Raw genomic sequence first — 17,114 nt, 5'->3', positions numbered from 1 at the left:
GCTGGAGGGAGAGGCGCGATGAGCGTGCTGCAGTCCGTCAAGGACATCGAGGAACTGACCCTGACCGTGACCGCCGAGTTCGACGCGGGGATCGAGCGCGTCTGGCTCCTCTGGACGGATCCGCGCCGCCTCGAGCGCTGGTGGGGGCCGCCGACCTGGCCGGCGACCTTCGAGCGGCACGAGCCGGTCGAGGGCGGACGGAGCGCCTACGTCATGACGGGACCGGACGGCGAGCAGGCGCGCGGCTGGTGGCGCGTGACCCGGGTGGAGGAGCCGACGCGGTTCGAGTTCGAGGACGGCTTCGCCGACGAGCGCGGCGACCCGGTCGACGCGCTGGGGATCACCCGGGCCACGGTCACCCTCGACGAGATCGAGCCGGGGCGCACGCGGATGGTCCTCCGCAGCCGTTTCGAGTCGGTCGAGCAGCTCGAGCAGATGGTCCAGATGGGCATGGAGGAGGGACTCCGCCAGGCGATGGGGCAGATCGACGCGATCCTGCTCGAGGACTGAGTCGGCGCCCATGGAGGTTCGGCGCTCGCCGCGCCGAGCCTCCGCGCTACTGCTCGGGGTCGGTGAGGGCGGCGGCGTAGGCGCGGACGGAGCGCTGGTACCGGGGGAGCCCCGGAGCCAGCGCCTCCAGCGCGATCCGCAGGGCCTCGTCGACGCGCCCGGCGCTGTGCAGGGCGAGCGCGAGGAACACCTCCCGCGCGGAGCCCACCGCGGGGTGCGCGGCGGCGCCGGCGAGGAGGTCGATCGCCTCATCGGTGCGGCCGAGGTTCCGGAGTGTCGAGGCGTACTGGATCGTCAACCGCGCCCGCCGCTCGTCATCCAGGCCGGCTGCGAGGGCGCGCTCGTACTCGACCGCCGCCTCCGCCTCGTGTCCCGCGCTGTCGAGGGCGCCGCCCAGCTCGAAAGCGGCGACTCCGTCGTGTCCCGGGTAGCGGGCTGCGAGGACGCGCATCCGCTCGACGACGCCGTCCGGGTCGTCCTGAGCGTCGAGGCGCTCGACCGCCGCGAGCCAGAGGGCGAGCGCGTCGGTCTCGGGGCGGTCGGGGTCGGAGGCGCGTGTCTCGGTCACGCCTCCGACGCTACCGCGCCCGCACAGTGCGGCGGAGCGGAGCTACGAGGCGGTCGAGTCGGCGCCGTCGTCGTCCGACCCGCCGTCGTCGGAGCCGGAGGTGCCCGCTCCGACCGGCGCGGCGCGTCGCCCGGCCTGGATCAGGGCGGTCGACGCAGCCGCTCCGCCGATCAGGGCGAACAGCGCCCAGCCGGCTCCCCACTTGCGCTTGCCGATCAGGGCGTCGAACGAGAGCGCGCCGGGGCCGTCCGCGACGATCGCGGCCGTCGCCGCGACGAGGACGGCGTTGTACTCCCACCCGCCGCCCGCGTTCCACAGGCCGTTGCTCCAGTGCACCTTGCGCACGGCGGTGACCATCGTGGCGACGAGTCCGGCGGCGGCGAGCGGAGTCGCGGCGCCGAGGGCGAGAGCGGCGCCTCCGGCCGTCTCGGTCACCGCTGCGGCGACGGCGTTGCGCCGGGCCGGGTGCATCTCCAGGCTCGACATCATCTGCTCGGTGCCGTCGAGGCCGGGGCCGTCGAACGAGCCCCGCAGCTTCTGCAGACCGTGTCCGACGAAGAGCCCGCCGACGGCGAGACGGAGAACGAGTGAGCCGACCTTCATGGTGACCTCCGGGGTGGGGTGGGGACGTGTAGTGTGAGGGTCCCGGCTGCGCCGCGCCCGGTCAAGGGGTCGCGCCCGGTGAGCGGGCCGCGCGGGAGGCGTGCGCGCTCGGAAAGGGCTCAGAGCAGCGTGTAGGCGGAGGCATCCATCATCACGGTGCCGTCGGTGCACACCTGGAGCTCGGCGGGGGCGCGGACAGCGCCGTCCGGGGCGTCGAGGACCTCGGCGACGAGGTACGCGGAGGTCCCGACCGTGCAGCTGTAGGCGCCGGGGGAGTGCCAGGCGACCCGGACGTCCGCCCGGGCGCCCGGGACGAGGATCACGGGAGCATCGGGGTTCGGGCCGGACGCGTCGGCGACCGCGCTGATCCGGTTCCCGTCGGCGTCGGTCGCGTAGACGCCGGGGATGCCCGCGAGAGCGCAGTCCGAGGAGGAGGTGCTGGTGAGCACGAGGTCGAAGGCGCTGTTCCCGGCACCCGACGCGTCGGGGTCGGGGCGGTACTCCATCGTCAGGTCGGAGCCCGTGCAGCGCGCCGCCGCCGGATCCGCGGCGGGAGAACCGGTCGACGAGGGCTCGGGGGTCGCCGTGACCGTCACGGTCACGGTGGGAGTCGGCGTCGGAGCGGGAGTCGGCGAAGACGTCGGGGTCGCGGTCGCGGTCGGCGTCGGGAGCGGCGTCCGCGCGGACGGGGCTCCGCCGCTGCCCGCGCAGCCGGAGAGGACGAGGACGAGTGCTGCTGCTGCCAGCGCGGAGGCGCCGGTCCGGTGCGAGAACGTGCTCATGTCCGCAGTCTGCCACCGCCCGGACCGATCGGCCCCGCGGATCCGCGAGCATTCTCGGAGGTCCCGGTCAGGGAGGCGGAGGACGGATGCGGCGGGCGTCCGGAGGTGCCCCTCCCCGCGCCCGCCGCACCGGGGTCGGCGCTAGACGCGGACGACCATCTTCCCGGTGTTGCCGCCGCGCATCATCGAGAGGAACGCGTCCACGGCGTGGTCGATGCCGTCGACGACGGTCTCGTCGTAGGCGATCTCTCCGTCGGCGAACCAGCCGGCCATCAGCCGGTTGAACTCCGCCGCGTGGTCGAGGTAGCCGGACAGCGTGAAGCCGCGCAGCGTGAGACCGCGGGTGATGATGTTCGCCATGTTGTCGGGGCCGGGCGTCTTCTCGGTGCTGTTGTAGCCGGCGATCGCTCCGCAGAGCGCCGCGCGGCCGCCGTCGCGGAAGGCGTCGAGGGCCGCCTCGAGGTGGTCGCCGCCGACGTTGTCGAAGTACACGTCGATCCCGTCGGGCGCGGCCTCGGCCAGCTGCTCGCGGACCGGGCCGGAGTGGTAGTCGAAGGCGGCGTCGTAGCCGTACTTCTCGGTCAGCAGGGCGACCTTCTCGGGCGAGCCCGCGGATCCGACGACCCGCTCGGCTCCGAGGAGGCGCGCGATCTGGCCGGCGGCCGAGCCGACGGCTCCCGCGGCGCCCGAGACGAAGACGGTGTCGCCCTCCTTCATGCCCGCGATGGCGGTGAGCCCGACGTACGCGGTGAGTCCGGTCATCCCGAGGATGCCGAGGCGGAGCGAGAGCGGCACTCCGGGGATCTCGGGGACGACGCGGAACTGCGACGACTCGGCCTGCACGACGTCGCGCCAGCCGAGCTGGTGCAGGACCGCGCTGCCGACGGGGAACGCGGGGTCGTCGGAGACGGTCACCCGGCCGACGGCGCCGCCGGTCATGGTCTCGCCGAGGGCGAAGGGCGGGGTGTAGCTCTTCACGTCGTTCATGCGGCCGCGCATGTAGGGGTCGACCGAGAGGAAGGCGTTCTCGACGCGGATCTCGCCCGCGGCCGGATCGCCGTACTCGACGGTCGCGGTCCGGAAGTCCTCGGCGACGGGCCAGCCGTCGGGGCGGCGGACGAGCTGGATCTGGGTGCTGGTGACGGTGCTCATAGGACCTTTCGTGGTGGTGGAGGGGATCAGAGTGAGAGGCCGACGGCGAGCGCGATCACCGCGAGCAGACCCGGGGTCATCTGGGTCAGCGCGGCGCGGCGCTTGGTCGGAGCGGAGAGGAGCAGGACGAGTGCCGCGGCGGCCATCGATCCGGCGCCGGCGAACACGAGGGCCGCGCCGACGGCGGTGGCGCCGATCGCGACGGCGACGATGCCCGCCGCGGTGACGACGGCGAGGAAGAGGTTGTAGAAGCCCTGGTTGTAGGCCATCTCCTTCGTCGCCTCCGCCTCGCCGGCGGTCGTGCCGAATGTCGATCGGGCGCGCGAGGTCGTCCAGAGGACCGACTCGAGCACGAAGATGTAGACGTGCAGCGCCGCGGCGAGAGCGGCGAGCACCAGTCCGAGAACGATCACGGCGGGCCTCCAGGCGATGGTCGTGATGCGGAGGGCTCCGCACCGATTGTGTAACGACCAGTCCACAATATACTGGAGCGAGCGGTCCGCGCCAGTGCGGCGCCGCAGCTGTCACCCCTCAGGAGGAGCGCCGTGGGTCGCACGCAGGGCTTCGACACCGAGCAGGTCGTCCGCGCCGCCCGCGCCGTCTTCTGGGAGAGCGGCTTCGAGGAGGCGTCGCTCCCGGACCTGGAGTCCGCGACCGGACTGCGCCGCTCCAGCCTCTACCACGCCTTCGGCAGCAAGCGCGGGCTCTTCGACGCTGCCGTGCAGAGCTACCTCGACGAGGTGGTGCGGCCCCGGCTCGCCCCGCTCGTCGATCCGCGAGGGGCGTCGCCGACCGCGCTCGAGGAGTACTTCACCGGGCTGCGGGCGGCGCTCGCCGACTCCCGCACGCTCTCCGCGAGGAGCGGCTGTCTGCTGCTCAACGCCGCGGGCGCGCCGATCGCGCGCGACGACGCCGTGCGCGAGGTGATCGCCGACTACCGGGCCGAGCTGCTGGGCGCACTGCGTGCCGGAGCGCTGGCCCGCTGGCCCGACGCGCAGGCGTGGGCGTCGGCTCAGGCGGACGTCCTCGTGTCGCTCCTGGTGGCCGCGCTCGTGCTGGCCCGCGTCGATCCGGCGCAGTCGCTCGCCACCGTGGACGCCGCGCTCGCGCTCGTCCGGTCCTCCGCGCCCTGACGGCCGGCGCGACGAACGCCGGAGCACTGCTCTCGCGCCGGGCCCGCCCTCGCACCCGGCGCGCCGGGTCGGTCCGCACAGCACGACGCCCCCGTGCGCCTCGCGTCCCGGTGGGACGGATGCGCGCGGGGGCGTCGGGCGGGCGGGTTCAGTCGGTTCCGGCGTCGAACGCCGCACCCTCCGAGGCCAGGTCGGTGGCGCGTCCGAGCGCATCGGCCGCTGCGGACCCGCCGCCCTCGGTGATCGCGTCGGCCTCGCCGATCTCGAGCTCGCCGACGAGCTCGGCGGTCGGACCGCCGACGAGGCCGGCGGCCGCGTACTGCTCGAGCCGCGAGCGGGAGTCGGCGATGTCGAGGTTGCGCATCGTGAGCTGCCCGATGCGGTCCTCGGGGCCGAAGGCGGCGTCGCCGACCCTCTCCATCGAGAGCTTGTCCGGGTGGTAGCTCAGTGCGGGGCCGGTCGTGTCGAGGATCGTGTAGTCGTCGCCGCGGCGCAGACGCAGGGTGACCTCCCCGGAGACGGCCGAGCCGACCCAGCGCTGGATGGACTCGCGCAGCATCAGCGACTGCGGGTCGAGCCAGCGGCCCTCGTACATCAGGCGGCCGAGACGGCGGCCCTCCGAGTGGTACTGGGCGACGGTGTCCTCGTTGTGGATCGCGTTCAGCAGGCGCTCGTAGGCGATGTGCAGCAGCGCCATGCCGGGGGCCTCGTAGATGCCGCGGCTCTTGGCCTCGATGATCCGGTTCTCGATCTGGTCCGAGACGCCGAGCCCGTGGCGTCCGCCGATCGCGTTCGCCTCGAGCACGAGCGCGACGGCGTCCGAGAACTCGACGCCGTTCAGCGCGACGGGGCGGCCGGCCTCGAAGCGCACCGAGACGACCTCGGAGGCGATCTCGACCTCGTCGCGCCACGACGCGACCCCCATGATCGGCTCGACGAGCTCGAGGCCGCTGGAGAGCTCCTCGAGGCGCTTGGCCTCGTGGGTGGCGCCCCAGATGTTGGCGTCGGTCGAGTAGGCCTTCTCGGTGGCGTCGCGGTAGGGGAAGCCGCGGGCGACCAGCCACTCCGACATCTCGGTGCGGCCGCCGAGCTCGTTGACGAACTGCACGTCGAGCCAGGGCTTGTAGATGCGCAGGCGGGGGTTGGCGAGCAGGCCGTAGCGGTAGAACCGCTCGATGTCGTTGCCCTTGTAGGTCGAGCCGTCGCCCCAGATGTCGACGCCGTCCTCGCGCATGGCGCGGACGAGGAGGGTGCCGGTCACGGCGCGGCCGAGGGGGGTGGTGTTGAAGTAGGTCTTGCCGCCGGAGCGGATGTGGAAAGCGCCGCACTGCAGGGCGACGAGCCCCTCCTCGACCAGCGCGCTCTTCGCGTCGACGAGGCGCGAGATCTCGGCGCCGTACTGGGCCGCGCGGGACGGGACGCTCTCGATGTCGGGCTCGTCGTACTGGCCGATGTCGGCCGTGTACGTGCAGGGCACCGCGCCCTTCTCGCGCATCCAGGCGACGGCGACGGATGTGTCGAGGCCTCCCGAGAATGCGATTCCGACACGCTCGCCCACGGGCAGACTGCTCAACACTTTCGACATGCCTCCGATTTTAGGAGGAACGGGGACCTCCTCCGTGCCGCGGGAGGTCCGAGCCGCCTCCCGGGGCGCCCGCGCGGGGTGCGCTCCGGCCGTGGGAGCACGTCCTCCGTCGATCCGCGTCGATCGCCGCCGCCCCCGACCGGGGCGCGCGAGCCGGCCGGAGGCTCCGTGGTCCGGAGGCGGCGCCCGCGCAGCCGGCGCGGATCGCCCGCTCCGGCTGAGTGGTTCCGCGCGGCCCGGATGGACGGCCGTGGCGAGCGCGTGCCAGGCTCCGCTCGACCCCGGCTTCCGCCGCCGCCGCCTCCGAAAGGGCTCTCCGTGCCACGACCTCCTCATCGCCTCGCGGCGATGGCCCTCGCCTGCCTGCTCGCCGCGGGCGGTTCCGCCGCTCTGGCGCCGTCCGCCCTCGCGACGCAGGCCGTCGCCGAGACTCCGACCGCCTTCGTCCCGGGGGAGACTCCGCCCGCAGAGGCGCGCGGATCGCAGACCTACACGAACGCTCTCCTCGGCGGCGACTCGCTCGACGCGGGGGAGCGCATCTTCTCGAACGGAGACTCCGCGAGCTTCGAGATGCAGGCGGACGGCAACGCCGTGATCTACGACGCCGGGCGCCGCCCCGTCTGGAGCACCAGGACCCAGGGCACCGGAGCGACCACGGTGCGGATGCAGGAGGACGGCAACCTCGTCGTCGTGACCGGCTCCGGCACGCCCGTCTGGGCGTCCGGGACCGCGGGAGAGACCGGCGCGCTCGCCCTCATCCAGGACGACGGGCAGCTCGTGCTCGTCCGCCCGAACGGGGACACGGCCTGGTCCTCGGCCGACGAGCAGGAGCCCGAGCCGGAGCCGATCGCCGACGTCCTCGACAGCGGGCGCGAGCTCTCTCCGGGACAGCAGCTGACCGCCTCCGACGGCCGCTCGCGCGCCGCGATGCAGAGCGACGGCAATCTCGTCGTCTACGTGGACGGATCCCCGCGCTGGAGCTCCGTCACCTCCGGAGCGGGCAACCGCCTCGCGATGCAGACCGACGGGAACGCGGTGGTCTCGGCCGCCGGGTCCGGCGTGCGCTGGCAGGCGGGAACGCCCGGGAACCCGGGCGCGCGGATGCGGATGCAGAACGACGGCAACCTGGTGATCACCGCCGCCTCCGGACGGCCGCTCTGGGCGAGCTCGACCTCGCGCGCGCCTGAGATCCGCGACGTCCTCTCCTCCGGCTCGCGGCTCAGCCGGGGACAGCAGCTCACCTCGCCGGACGGCCGGTCGCGCGCCTCCCTGCAGGGCGACGGCAATCTCGCGGTCTACTCGCGGGGGGACGTCCGCTGGGGCGCCGGCACCCAGGGCGAGGGCGAGACGCTCTCGATGCAGTCCGACGGCAACGCCGTGGTCACCTCCGCCTCGGGCCGACCCCTCTGGGCCTCGGGTACGGCGGGCAACCCGGGATCCCGCCTGCAGATGCAGAACGACGGCAACCTGGTCGTCTACTCCGCCTCGGGCCGCGCGCTGTGGGCGAGCGACACTCCTCCGGCGCCGCCCGCGCCCGCCGTCCGGGACACCCTCTCCTCCGGGAGCCGGCTCGCGTCCGGTCAGCTGCTGCGCTCCTCCGACGGAGGGAGCGAGGCGGTCATGCAGGGCGACGGCAACCTCGTCGTGTACTCGCGCGGCTCGGCCCGCTGGGCGGCCGGCACGTCCGGAGGCGGCAATCGGCTCGAGATGCAGTCCGACGGCAACGCCGTGGTCTACGCGGGCTCCGGCGGAGCGCGCTGGCAGTCCGGCACGGCGGGCAGCCCGGGCTCCCGGATGGTCATGCAGAACGACGGCAACCTGGTGATCTACTCGCCGCAGGGCCGCGCACTCTGGGCGAGCACGCAGGCCGCGGCGCCGGCGCCGGCACCGGCGCCCGGCCCGGGACGACCTGCTTATCCCGGCGACGCTGTGAACTGCGACGACTTCCCGGACCAGGCCTCAGCTCAGCGGTACTTCGACCTGTACTACCCGTACTACGGCGATGTCGCAGGGCTCGACAGGGACGACGACGGGTTCGCCTGCGAGTCCAACTGAAGGCAGCGAAGGTCCGCTCCTGCCGGAGGGGCGGGCCTTCGGCGGTCCTCGGACGACGAGAGCCGCCGCCCTCCGCTCTCAGGCCCGAGCGGTCCCCTGCAGGCCTCCGGGCCACGCTCGCGGGTATCGAGTGGCGAAGACGACCCGCCTGCGCGAGAGGCTCTCCGGCAGACGACCATCGACAAGGCGCCTCGCGCACTGATGCTCCGCTGCCGCCCGAGCTCCCGCGCCGCCGGGCGACCCGGCATGCTGGGGCAGGACTCCGCCGACGACGCGGATCGGAAGGACGCCATGACCCCGACGACCCCCTCCAGCCGCGAGAGCCTGCTGGTCACCCCCGACGAGCTCGCCGAGCTCATGGCCTCCACCGAGCCGCCGCTCGTCCTCGACGTGCGCTGGCGCCTCGACCGGCCCGACGGCCGCCCGGAGTACCTCGCGGGTCACCTGCCCGGCGCGGTGCACGTCGACCTCGATCACGAGCTGGCCGCCCACGGCGAGCCGGAGGAGGGGCGCCACCCGCTGCCTCCGATCGAGGTGCTGCAGGAGGCGGCGCGCGGCTGGGGGCTCCGCCGGGGCCGGTCCGTCGTGGTGTACGACGACGCGCGTAGCGTCCCGGCCGCGCGGGCCTGGTGGCTGCTGCGGGCGACGGGAGTGGAGGACGTCCGCCTGCTCGACGGGTCGCTCGCCGGCTGGATCCGCTCGGGGCGGGAGCTCGAGACGGGCGACGTCTTGTGCGAGCGGAGCGACATCGAGCTGGCATACGGTCGGCTCCCGGTGCTGGACATCGACGAGGCGGCGGCGCTGCCCTCGGCGGGCGTCCTGCTCGACGCCCGCGCCCCTGAGCGGTACCGCGGCGAGGTCGAGCCGATCGACCCGCGGGCGGGCCACATCCCCGGCGCTCGGAACGCTCCCGCGTCCGCGGCGCTCGACTCCGCGGGGCGGTTCCGGCCCGCCTCCGACCTGCGTGCGGGATTCGAGGCGCTCGGCGTGCGGGAGGACGCCCCCGTCGGCGTGTACTGCGGCAGCGGCGTCTCGGCCGCGGTCGACGTCGTCGCGCTCACGCTCGCGGGCTTCGCGCCGGCGCTCTACCCGGGCTCCTGGTCGCAGTGGTCGAGCACGCCGGGCCGGACGGTGGCGACCGGCCCGGACGCCTGAACCGCCTGCTCCGGAGCGCCCGCGGAGCTCAACTGAGGCGGGAGTGCTCGCCGAGGTGGTGCCAGGTGCGGTTGTGGTAGACGAGCGGCGCCGTGGTCTCGGAGTCCTCGGGCACGTGGGCCTCGAGGGCGTGCACGGCGACGATCGTGGAGGATCCCGCCTCCATGCGGTTGATCACCGTGCCGCGGATCCAGGCGGCGGCGCCCGGGAAGAACGGCTCGCCCGTGGGCAGCCGCGACCAGAGCGACGTGTCGGCGAAGCGGTCGATGCCGCTGGTCGAGCCCAGACGCGCCAGGTCGAGCTGCTCCGCCCCGAGCAGGTGCACGACCAGCGTCTCGGACGCCTGGATGGCCGGAGAGCTGGACGAGGCGGACGAGAGCGAGAAGACGAACAGCGGCGGCTCGGCGCTCACCGAGAAGACGGAGGTCGCGGTCAGGGCGACCGGGCCGGTGCCCGGGTCGGCGGTGATCAGCGCGACTCCGGCGGCGTGGTTGCGGAACGCGAGCTTGAAGTCCTCCGGGGAGAGTCCGGCGAAGGCGCGGTGCTCCGGCTCGCGGTCCGGGGTGGTGGCGAGGTTCTCGCGGCTCATCGGAGACTCCTGATCGATCGAGGGTGCGGCACGGGGTGGTGGCCCGCCGTCGCGCCGCAGCACGGCCCCTCCAGACTGGCGCACCGGCCGGGGGAGGGCCGCCCCATTGCGGAGTATGACGCCGCCACCCCGGGGAACGCCGATCCGCCGCTCCCTGTTCCCGATCACGCCGGATCGGGTGCCCGTCGTCGGCGCCGGCGTCCGCGCACCCGTCGCTCGCCCTCAGCGCAACCCGTCGCCGCGGCCGCGGTCTGCGCGCAGACTCGAGGGCATGGCCCACCGTCAGCGCACGTCCACCGCGCACCCCGAGAGCAAGACCTGCGCCTCCTGCGGTCGCGAGATCGAGTGGCGCGCGAAGTGGGCACGGGACTGGGAGGACGTCCGCTACTGCTCGGACGCCTGCCGCCGTCGCGGAGTCGGACCGGAGGAGGCGCGCCTCGAGGAGGAGATCCGGACCGTCCTGCTCGCGCGAGCGGCGTCGTCGACGGCGTGCCCGTCCGAGGTCGCGCGCCGGGTCGGCGGCGAGGAGTGGCGGCCGCTGATGGAGCCCGTGCGCCGGGCCGCGCGCCGCCTGGTCGACCGGGGCGAGATCGACATCGTGCAGGGCGGACAGGTCGTCGACCCCTCGCGGGCGAAGGGCCCGATCCGGCTGCGGCGGCGCCCCGGAGGACCCCTGTCGCCGGGCGGCGCCGCGGGCTAGCCTCAGCAGATGCCCAGCAGCGACGCCGTCGTCCTCACCGTCCCCGGACCGCACGGCGACCGGGAGGTGCGGATCTCGAGCCCCGAGCGCGTGCTGTTCCCGGAGCCGGGCATCACCAAGCGCGAGGTCGCGGAGTACCTGGTCGCCGTCGGCGAGCCGTTCGTCGCGGCGAACGGCGGCCGCCCCGTCTCGCTGCAGCGCTTCTCCTCCGGGATCGAGGGCGAGCAGTTCTTCTCGAAGAACCCGCCCAAGGGCGCGCCCGAGTACGTCCGGTCCGTCCCGGTGACGTACCCGAGCGGGCGGGTGCATCCGCAGCTCGTGATCGACGAGCCCGCGGCCGCCGTCTGGGCGGCGCAGATGAACACCGTCGTCTTCCATCCGTGGGCGTCCCGCGCCGATGCGCCCGACCTGCCCGACCAGCTCCGGATCGACCTCGACCCGCAGCCCGGCACCGACGTCGCCGACGCGGTCGTCGCCGCGCACGCGCTGCGGGAGGTCCTGCGGGAGGCCGGCCTCGACCCGTTCGTGAAGACGTCCGGCAACCGCGGCCTGCACGTCTTCGCGCCGATCGTCGCCGAGCACGAGTTCCTCGACGTCCGCCACGCGGTGATCGCCGCGGCGCGCGAGCTGGAGCGGCGGATGCCCGAGAAGGTCACGACGGCGTGGTGGAAGGAGGAGCGCGGCGAGCGGATCTTCGTCGACTTCAACCAGGCCAACCGCGACCGGACGATCGCCGGTGCCTACAGCCCGCGGCCGCTCGCGCACGCTCCCGTCTCCACTCCGCTGGACTGGGACGAGCTCGACGGCGTCGACCCGCGGGCCTTCACGATCCGCACGGTCCCGGTGCGCCTCGCCGAGCGCGGTGATCCGTGGGCCCGGATGCACGACGCCCCCGGTCACCTCGACGCCCTGCTCGGCTGGTGGGAGCGCGATGTCGCCGCCGGCCTCGGCGAGCTGCCGTTCCCGCCCGACTTCCCCAAGATGCCGGGCGAGCCGCCCCGCGTGCAGCCCAGCCGCGCGAAGAAGGCCTAGCCGAGGACGTCGCCGAGGTCGTACGCGGTCGGCTGCTCCAGCTGCTCCATGGTGCAGGAGGCGGCGTCGCGGTCAGGGCGCCAGCGCTCGAACTGCACGGTGTGCCGGAAGCGGTCGCCCTCGCGCTGGTCGTAGCGGACCTCGAGCACGAGCTCGGGACGCAGGCGCACGAAGGAGGTGTCGCGGCCGCTCGAGAACCGGCTCCGCTCGCCCTCGCCGCGTACCGGTGCTCCCTCCGCGTCGCGCTCGACCGCGGGTGCGAGCTCCTCCACCAGCTGCACGCGACGCTCGTCGCTGAAGGCCGAGGCCCCGCCGACCTGGCGGACCTCTCCGTCGTCGCCGTGCAGGCCGAGCAGGATCGAGCCCACGCCCGGCTTGGAGGCGTGCTCGCGGTACCCGATCGCGATCACGTCGGCCGTGCGGTGGTGCTTGACCTTGAGCACGGCGCGCTTCCCGGGGGAGTAGGGCGCGGCCAGGGGCTTCGCCACGACGCCGTCCAGTCCTGCGCCCTCGAAGCGCTCGAGCCAGTCGCGCGCCAGGGCCTCGTCGTCGGTGGCGCGGCCGAGGTGCAGCGGATGCGGGACGCCGGCCATCACCGCGGCGAGCGCCTCCCGCCGCGCCGAGTACGGCTCCTCGAGCATGCTGCGCCCGTCCACGGCGAGCAGGTCGAAGGCGACGAGCATCGCCGGGGTGGTCTCCGCCAGCATCGTCACGCGGCTCGCGGCCGGATGGATGCGTTGCGAGAGCAGGTCCCAGTCGAGCCGCTGCGCTCCCGGCTCGCCGGTCGCCAGGACGATCTCGCCGTCGAGCACGCAGCCGTCGGGGAGCAGCCGGAGGAAGGCCTCGACGAGCTCGGGGAAGTACCGGGTCAGCGGCTTGGAGCCGCGGCTCCCGATCTCGCACTCCCCGCCGGAGACCGAGACGATCGCGCGGAACCCGTCCCACTTTGGCTCGTAGGAGTATCCGCCCGCGACGGCGGTCTGCTCCGGCACCGCAGGAACGGCCTTGGCGAGCATCGGGGCGACGGGGAGCGCGAACGGGAGGTCCATGCCCTGATCATCCCGGCCGCGGTCTCGGACCGCACCCCCTTCTGGAAGGCTGTGGACCGGGACGTTCCGGGCCCGCCGCGGAGGTTCGAGGCGTAGCGTTCCCGGCATGAGCATTGACTGGAAGCGCTGGACGCCCGTCGCCGTCGTCCCCGCGGTCGTCGTCGCCGCGGCCGTCGCCCTCCCCCTCTCGGCGAGCGCCGCGGGGGACCTCCCCGAGAAGTCCGCCGCCGACCTCCTCGCCTTCGTCGCCGAGAGCGACGCCACGGCGTTCTCCGGCGAGATCCAGCAGACCTCGGACCTCGGCCTGCCCGACCTCTCGGCGCTCGGCGGCTCCGCCGGCTCGGCGTCCGCCGACCCCGCCGACTCCCTCGTCGAGCTCGCCACCGGCTCGCACCAGGCGCGCGTGTACGTCGACGCTGAGAAGGGCGCGCGCCTCCAGGTGCTCGACCGGCTGGCCGAGCGCGACGTCGTCGCCTCGACGACCGACGGAGTCTGGATCTACGACTCGAGCGCGAACACCGCCACCCACCTCGTGCCTCCCGCCGGCGGAGCCCCCGAGGCCTCGCCGGGCGATCAGGTCGTGACGCCGTCGTCCGCCGCCGAGCAGCTGCTCGCCGCGATCGACCCGACGACCACGGTCGCGGTCGGCTCGGACGTCAGCGTCGCCGGGCGCGATGCGTACGAGCTCGTGCTCACGCCCCGCGACGGCGGCACCCTCGTGGGCTCCGTGACCGTCTCGGTCGACGGCGAGACGGGCCTCCCGCTCGGGGTAGCCGTGACCGCCCGCGGGGGCACCGCGCCCGCGTTCAGCGTCGCGTACACGAGCATCGACTTCTCGACACCCGACGCGTCCCTCTTCTCCTTCACGCCCCCGGCCGGCGCCGAGGTGACGGAGCAGGCCGCTCCGGTCGACGACGAGGCGGACGCCTCCGACGCGCCCGCCGCGGACACCACCGGGCACTCCGACGTCGTCACCACGGGCTCCGGCTGGACGAGCGTCGTCGAGCTGCCCGCCGGTGACGCCGACGCGCTCTCCTCGCTCGACGAGGTCACCACGCCGGTCGACGGCGGCCGCATCCTCTCCTCCGCCCTGCTGACCGTCCTCGTCACCGACGACGGACGCGTCCTCGCCGGCGCAGTCCCGGCCGAGACGCTCCGCGACGCGGCCTCCGCTCGGTGACGGCGGGCGAGCTCGCCGTCGAGACGCGCGGCCTCACCAAGCGCTTCGGGCGCCAGGAGGCGGTCTCCGGTCTCGACCTCGCCGTTCCCCGCGGCGCCGTCTTCGGCTTCCTCGGCCCGAACGGCTCGGGCAAGACCACGACGATCCGGATGCTGCTCGCCCTCGCCGCGCCGACCGCGGGCAGCATCACCGTCCTCGGGCAGGCCATGCCCCGGCGCGCGGCCGAGGTCCTGCCCCGGGTGGGGGCGCTGGTCGAGGGGCCGGGCTTCTACCCGTTCCTCTCCGGAGCGGCCAACCTCCGGCGCTTCGACGCCGCGGAGGCGGGCACCTCGTCCCGCACCCGCGACACCCGCGCGAAGGAGGCCCTCGCCCGCGTCGGCCTCTCGGCCGCGGCGCGCAAGAAGGTCGGCTCCTACTCCCTGGGCATGAAGCAGCGGCTCGGCATCGCGGTCGCCCTCCTCTCGCCGCGCGACCTGATCGTGCTGGACGAGCCCACGAACGGCCTCGACCCGCAGGGCACCCGCGAGGTCCGCGCCCTCGTGCGCGGACTGAACCAGGACGGCACGACCGTCCTCGTCTCCAGCCACCTCCTCGCCGAGATCGAGCAGCTCTGCACCCACGCCGCCGTCATGCGCACAGGGCGCCTCGTCGCCCAGGGCGGGCTGGACGAGCTGCGCGGGGACGCCGCCTCGGTCGAGCTGCTGACGCCCGACCGCGAGCGCGCGATCGTGGCCCTGCACACCCGGGGTCTGGAGCCGCGCACCGCGCCGGGCCCGCACCCCGCCGATCCGCCGCTGGTCGTCGCCGCTCTGCCGCCCAGGCTCGCGGCCGAGACGCTGGTGGCCGACCTCGTGCGGGCCGACGTCCGCGTCCGCGGGTTCGCCGTCCGCCGCCCCTCGCTCGAGGAGCGCTTCGTCGAGCTGACCGGGGAGGGCTTAGATGTCGAGCGCTGACGCGACCGTCCGCCGCGCGGAGATCGGGTCCCTGCTCGCCTCCGAGCTCGCCCTGCTCTTCCGCCGGCGCCGTACCTGGGCGCTGCTCGCGGCCCTCGCCGCCATCCCGATCCTGCTCGCCGTCGCAGTGCGGCTCTCGGGCGGTGACGGAGGCGGGCCGTCCTTCGTGGGCGCGATCGCCGGCAACGGCCTCTTCACCGGCTTCGCGGCCATCACGGTCGCCGTCCCGCTGTTCCTCCCGCTCACGGTCGGGGTCGTCGCCGGCGACGCGATCGCGGGCGAGGCCTCGCTCGGGACGCTGCGCTACCTGCTGGTCAGCCCCGTCGGCCGCGTGCGGCTGCTCGCGGTGAAGTTCGCCGCCTCCCTCGCCTTCTGCCTCGCCGCAGCACTCACCGTCATGGTGGTCGGGATCCTGATCGGCCTGGCGCTCTTCCCGGCGGGACCGGTGACGCTGCTCTCCGGCAGCACCGTCCCGCTCGGCGACGCGATCGGCCGGGCCCTGGCGATCGCCGTGTACGCGGCGCTCTCGCTGGTCGGGCTCTCGGCGATCGGCCTCTTCATCTCGACGCTGACCGATGTGCCGGTCGGCGCCATGGCGGCCACCGTCGTCGTCTCCATCGCGGCGCAGATCGTCGGCTCGCTCTCGCAGCTGGACGCCCTCCACCCGTTCCTGCTGACCGACCGGTGGTTCGACTTCGCCGACCTCCTGCGCGACCCGATCGCGTGGAGCTCCTTCGGCGAGAACGCGCTGCTCCAGCTCGCCTACGTCGCCGTGTTCGGGTCCCTCGCGATCGGCCGCTTCACCACCCGCGACGTCCTCTCCTGATCCTGGGACGACGGAGGCCGCCCTCCCGCACTGCGGTGGGGGCGGCCTCCGATGTCGACGGGGTCAGTCCTGGGGAGCGATCCCGAAGCTGACGGAGCCGCCCTCGTCCACCTGCGCGTCGAGGACCTTGTCGCCGAGAGCGACGGAGGCGGCGACGTCGAGGAACACGCGCGCTCCGTCCTGCTCCACGACGGCGTCCGTCGTCTCGGGGGCCGCGGCGACCGCGACAGCGAAGTTGCGGGCGTCGAGATCGGTGCCGCTGATGCGCAGGCCTCCCTCGACGGGGGTCTCGGTCTGCCCGGTGATGGTCTTGACGACGGTGCTGGCGTTGTCGGTGAGCGTGAGCATCGGGTCGTTCCTTCCGTCCGTGGTCGATGAGGGGGCCACGTTGCCGGGATCCGGCGGCACCCTCAAGGCGGCGGAGCGGATGTGGAGGGGATGCACACCTGGACGGCCCGGGGAGTCGCGGCGCTCGCCGGAGCCGCGCCGGGCCGGGGGCGCCGCATCGCCTGCCACACTGGCCGGATGCACCCCGCCGACTCCTGCCCCTGCGGAAGCCGCCGCCACTACGCCGACTGCTGCCGCCCCGCCCACCTCGGCGAGGAGCCCTCGCCGACGGCGGAGCGCCTGATGCGCAGCCGCTACAGCGCGAACGTCCTCGGCAGCGCTCCCTACCTGCTCGCGAGCTGGCACCCCTCGACCCGGCCGCGCCGCATCGACCTCGATCCCGACGTGCAGTGGCGCCGGCTCCAGATCGTCGACACCTCGTTCGGCGGGGAGGGCGACGAGGAGGGCCTGGTCGAGTTCCGCGCCTCCTACCGCTCGCCCGCCGGCCCCGGCCTCGTGCACGAGCGCAGCCGCTTCCTGCGCGAGGACGGTCGCTGGCTCTACGTCGACGGCGAGATGCTCGGCGACGAGGCCTGATCCGTCCGGGCCGTCCTACTCTGGAGGCATGGCCAAGGACTTCCGCCGGGCGGACGACGCGTCGCGCTACGAGCTCCACCTCGACGGCGCCCTGGTGGGCGTCCTCGACTACCGCGAGGCGCCCGGCAGCGTCTCCCTCGTCCGCTCCTTCACGACCCCGCCCTTCCGAGGCCGCGGGCTCGCCGGCGAGCTGGTCTCCTTCGCCGTCGACGACATCGAGGCCGCCGGCGGGCGGAGCGTCGTGCCGATGTGCTGGTACGTCGGACAGTGGTTCGAGCAGCACCCCGAGAAGGCGCACCTCCTCGCTCCCTCCTGAGC

General features: G+C 74.2%; 20 protein-coding genes. 11 read left to right on the top strand and 9 right to left on the bottom strand.

Translation table 11 applies throughout. From position 1 onward, the window contains the following. Positions 1-18 precede the first annotated feature (18 nt). Positions 19-510, top strand: a complete 492-nt coding sequence (locus C5C74_RS06080; protein WP_104261127.1) for an SRPBCC domain-containing protein — start codon at positions 19-21, stop codon at positions 508-510. A gap of 46 nt (positions 511-556) precedes the next feature. Here C5C74_RS06080 and C5C74_RS06075 read toward each other — a convergent pair whose 3' ends face one another. The 5 genes from C5C74_RS06075 to C5C74_RS06050 form a co-directional block, all read right to left on the bottom strand. Continuing rightward, on the bottom strand, positions 557-1,078 hold the full coding sequence (locus tag C5C74_RS06075; protein WP_244230648.1) for a tetratricopeptide repeat protein: 522 nt from the start codon (positions 1,076-1,078) through the stop codon (positions 557-559). A gap of 42 nt (positions 1,079-1,120) precedes the next feature. Then, positions 1,121-1,681 (bottom strand): DoxX family protein, encoded by a 561-nt coding sequence (locus C5C74_RS06070; protein ID WP_104308383.1) that lies wholly within the window; start codon positions 1,679-1,681, stop codon positions 1,121-1,123. Positions 1,682-1,800: 119 nt separating this feature from the next. After that, entirely contained in the window at positions 1,801-2,463 is a 663-nt protein-coding gene (locus C5C74_RS17315) for a DUF4232 domain-containing protein (protein WP_181134653.1), read from the bottom strand. A gap of 141 nt (positions 2,464-2,604) precedes the next feature. Continuing rightward, the gene (locus C5C74_RS06055; protein WP_104351149.1) at positions 2,605-3,615 is read right to left on the bottom strand and encodes an NADP-dependent oxidoreductase; all 1,011 of its coding nucleotides are present in this window, start codon (positions 3,613-3,615) and stop codon (positions 2,605-2,607) included. A 26-nt stretch (positions 3,616-3,641) separates the two neighbouring features. Continuing rightward, a complete protein-coding gene (locus tag C5C74_RS06050; RefSeq protein ID WP_104233374.1) occupies positions 3,642-4,028 on the bottom strand; it encodes a DUF1304 domain-containing protein in 387 nt (128 codons plus the stop codon). 132 nt (positions 4,029-4,160) lie between these two features. Between C5C74_RS06050 and C5C74_RS06045 the strand changes: the two genes are divergently transcribed. After that, a complete protein-coding gene (locus C5C74_RS06045) occupies positions 4,161-4,748 on the top strand; it encodes a TetR/AcrR family transcriptional regulator (RefSeq protein WP_104255471.1) in 588 nt (195 codons plus the stop codon). Positions 4,749-4,896: 148 nt separating this feature from the next. Here the strand turns inward: C5C74_RS06045 and argG are convergent, their stop codons facing one another. After that, entirely contained in the window at positions 4,897-6,333 is a 1,437-nt protein-coding gene (argG, locus tag C5C74_RS06040; RefSeq protein ID WP_104222545.1) for an argininosuccinate synthase, read from the bottom strand. A gap of 348 nt (positions 6,334-6,681) precedes the next feature. On the opposite strand from argG, the gene C5C74_RS06035 reads away from it, so the two are divergent. After that, positions 6,682-8,388, top strand: coding sequence for an excalibur calcium-binding domain-containing protein (locus C5C74_RS06035; RefSeq protein WP_181134652.1), 1,707 nt, complete (start codon positions 6,682-6,684; stop codon positions 8,386-8,388). 291 nt (positions 8,389-8,679) lie between these two features. Then, positions 8,680-9,543 (top strand): sulfurtransferase, encoded by an 864-nt coding sequence (locus C5C74_RS06030; RefSeq protein WP_104351168.1) that lies wholly within the window; start codon positions 8,680-8,682, stop codon positions 9,541-9,543. A gap of 28 nt (positions 9,544-9,571) precedes the next feature. Here the strand turns inward: C5C74_RS06030 and C5C74_RS06025 are convergent, their stop codons facing one another. After that, positions 9,572-10,132: a flavin reductase family protein gene (locus C5C74_RS06025; protein WP_104222547.1), complete on the bottom strand. Its 561-nt coding sequence runs from the start codon at positions 10,130-10,132 to the stop codon at positions 9,572-9,574. Between the two features lie 271 nt (positions 10,133-10,403). Between C5C74_RS06025 and C5C74_RS06020 the strand changes: the two genes are divergently transcribed. After that, complete coding sequence (locus C5C74_RS06020) at positions 10,404-10,832, top strand: DUF2256 and DUF3253 domain-containing protein (protein WP_104233370.1); 429 nt, start codon at positions 10,404-10,406, stop codon at positions 10,830-10,832. A 9-nt stretch (positions 10,833-10,841) separates the two neighbouring features. Then, the gene (ligD, locus tag C5C74_RS06015) at positions 10,842-11,864 is read left to right on the top strand and encodes a non-homologous end-joining DNA ligase (RefSeq protein ID WP_181133693.1); all 1,023 of its coding nucleotides are present in this window, start codon (positions 10,842-10,844) and stop codon (positions 11,862-11,864) included. Here ligD and C5C74_RS06010 read toward each other — a convergent pair. Further along, positions 11,861-12,913: an ATP-dependent DNA ligase gene (locus tag C5C74_RS06010; protein WP_104351147.1), complete on the bottom strand. Its 1,053-nt coding sequence runs from the start codon at positions 12,911-12,913 to the stop codon at positions 11,861-11,863. The two genes, ligD and C5C74_RS06010, sit on opposite strands and share 4 nt — an antisense overlap. Positions 12,914-13,019: 106 nt before the next feature. Between C5C74_RS06010 and C5C74_RS06005 the strand changes: the two genes are divergently transcribed. Genes C5C74_RS06005 through C5C74_RS05995 form a run of 3 tightly spaced genes read left to right on the top strand, consistent with a single transcriptional unit; the run spans position 13,020 to position 15,872 of the window. After that, on the top strand, positions 13,020-14,093 hold the full coding sequence (locus tag C5C74_RS06005; protein WP_104351146.1) for a DUF2092 domain-containing protein: 1,074 nt from the start codon (positions 13,020-13,022) through the stop codon (positions 14,091-14,093). Next, a complete protein-coding gene (locus C5C74_RS06000) occupies positions 14,090-15,046 on the top strand; it encodes an ABC transporter ATP-binding protein (RefSeq protein ID WP_104351145.1) in 957 nt (318 codons plus the stop codon). The genes C5C74_RS06005 and C5C74_RS06000 overlap by 4 nt, the downstream gene beginning before the upstream one ends. Further along, on the top strand, positions 15,033-15,872 hold the full coding sequence (locus tag C5C74_RS05995; RefSeq protein WP_104351144.1) for an ABC transporter permease: 840 nt from the start codon (positions 15,033-15,035) through the stop codon (positions 15,870-15,872). The genes C5C74_RS06000 and C5C74_RS05995 overlap by 14 nt, the downstream gene beginning before the upstream one ends. A gap of 63 nt (positions 15,873-15,935) precedes the next feature. On the opposite strand, the gene C5C74_RS05990 is transcribed toward C5C74_RS05995, so the two are convergent. Then, on the bottom strand, positions 15,936-16,220 hold the full coding sequence (locus C5C74_RS05990; RefSeq protein ID WP_104222553.1) for a hypothetical protein: 285 nt from the start codon (positions 16,218-16,220) through the stop codon (positions 15,936-15,938). 177 nt (positions 16,221-16,397) lie between these two features. On the opposite strand from C5C74_RS05990, the gene C5C74_RS05985 reads away from it, so the two are divergent. Together C5C74_RS05985 and C5C74_RS05980 are read left to right on the top strand one after the other, a co-directional pair. Next, complete coding sequence (locus C5C74_RS05985; protein WP_104225449.1) at positions 16,398-16,796, top strand: YchJ family protein; 399 nt, start codon at positions 16,398-16,400, stop codon at positions 16,794-16,796. 28 nt (positions 16,797-16,824) lie between these two features. Then, entirely contained in the window at positions 16,825-17,112 is a 288-nt protein-coding gene (locus C5C74_RS05980) for a GNAT family N-acetyltransferase (RefSeq protein ID WP_104222554.1), read from the top strand. Positions 17,113-17,114 lie beyond the last annotated feature (2 nt).

It is taken from the genome of Rathayibacter sp. AY1E8 (assembly GCF_002931415.1).
GTDB lineage: Bacteria > Actinomycetota > Actinomycetes > Actinomycetales > Microbacteriaceae > Rathayibacter.
Note: the sequence above shows the minus strand (reverse complement) of the source record. Positions and strands in the feature narration are given on the sequence as shown.

Excerpts from the sequence above, each read along its gene's own strand:
- C5C74_RS05980 (WP_104222554.1), top strand. The coding sequence starts at position 16,825 with ATGGCCAAGGACTTCCGCCGGGCGGACGACGCGTCGCGCTACGAGCTC.
- C5C74_RS06005 (WP_104351146.1), top strand. The coding sequence starts at position 13,020 with ATGAGCATTGACTGGAAGCGCTGGACGCCCGTCGCCGTCGTCCCCGCG.
- ligD (WP_181133693.1), top strand. The coding sequence starts at position 10,842 with ATGCCCAGCAGCGACGCCGTCGTCCTCACCGTCCCCGGACCGCACGGC.
- C5C74_RS06035 (WP_181134652.1), top strand. The coding sequence starts at position 6,682 with ATGGCCCTCGCCTGCCTGCTCGCCGCGGGCGGTTCCGCCGCTCTGGCG.
- C5C74_RS06020 (WP_104233370.1), top strand. The coding sequence starts at position 10,404 with ATGGCCCACCGTCAGCGCACGTCCACCGCGCACCCCGAGAGCAAGACC.
- C5C74_RS05990 (WP_104222553.1), bottom strand. The coding sequence starts at position 16,220 with ATGCTCACGCTCACCGACAACGCCAGCACCGTCGTCAAGACCATCACC.
- C5C74_RS05985 (WP_104225449.1), top strand. The coding sequence starts at position 16,398 with ATGCACCCCGCCGACTCCTGCCCCTGCGGAAGCCGCCGCCACTACGCC.
- argG (WP_104222545.1), bottom strand. The coding sequence starts at position 6,333 with ATGTCGAAAGTGTTGAGCAGTCTGCCCGTGGGCGAGCGTGTCGGAATC.
- C5C74_RS06030 (WP_104351168.1), top strand. The coding sequence starts at position 8,680 with ATGACCCCGACGACCCCCTCCAGCCGCGAGAGCCTGCTGGTCACCCCC.
- C5C74_RS06070 (WP_104308383.1), bottom strand. The coding sequence starts at position 1,681 with ATGAAGGTCGGCTCACTCGTTCTCCGTCTCGCCGTCGGCGGGCTCTTC.
- C5C74_RS06055 (WP_104351149.1), bottom strand. The coding sequence starts at position 3,615 with ATGAGCACCGTCACCAGCACCCAGATCCAGCTCGTCCGCCGCCCCGAC.
- C5C74_RS05995 (WP_104351144.1), top strand. The coding sequence starts at position 15,033 with ATGTCGAGCGCTGACGCGACCGTCCGCCGCGCGGAGATCGGGTCCCTG.
- C5C74_RS17315 (WP_181134653.1), bottom strand. The coding sequence starts at position 2,463 with ATGAGCACGTTCTCGCACCGGACCGGCGCCTCCGCGCTGGCAGCAGCA.
- C5C74_RS06010 (WP_104351147.1), bottom strand. The coding sequence starts at position 12,913 with ATGGACCTCCCGTTCGCGCTCCCCGTCGCCCCGATGCTCGCCAAGGCC.
- C5C74_RS06080 (WP_104261127.1), top strand. The coding sequence starts at position 19 with ATGAGCGTGCTGCAGTCCGTCAAGGACATCGAGGAACTGACCCTGACC.
- C5C74_RS06025 (WP_104222547.1), bottom strand. The coding sequence starts at position 10,132 with ATGAGCCGCGAGAACCTCGCCACCACCCCGGACCGCGAGCCGGAGCAC.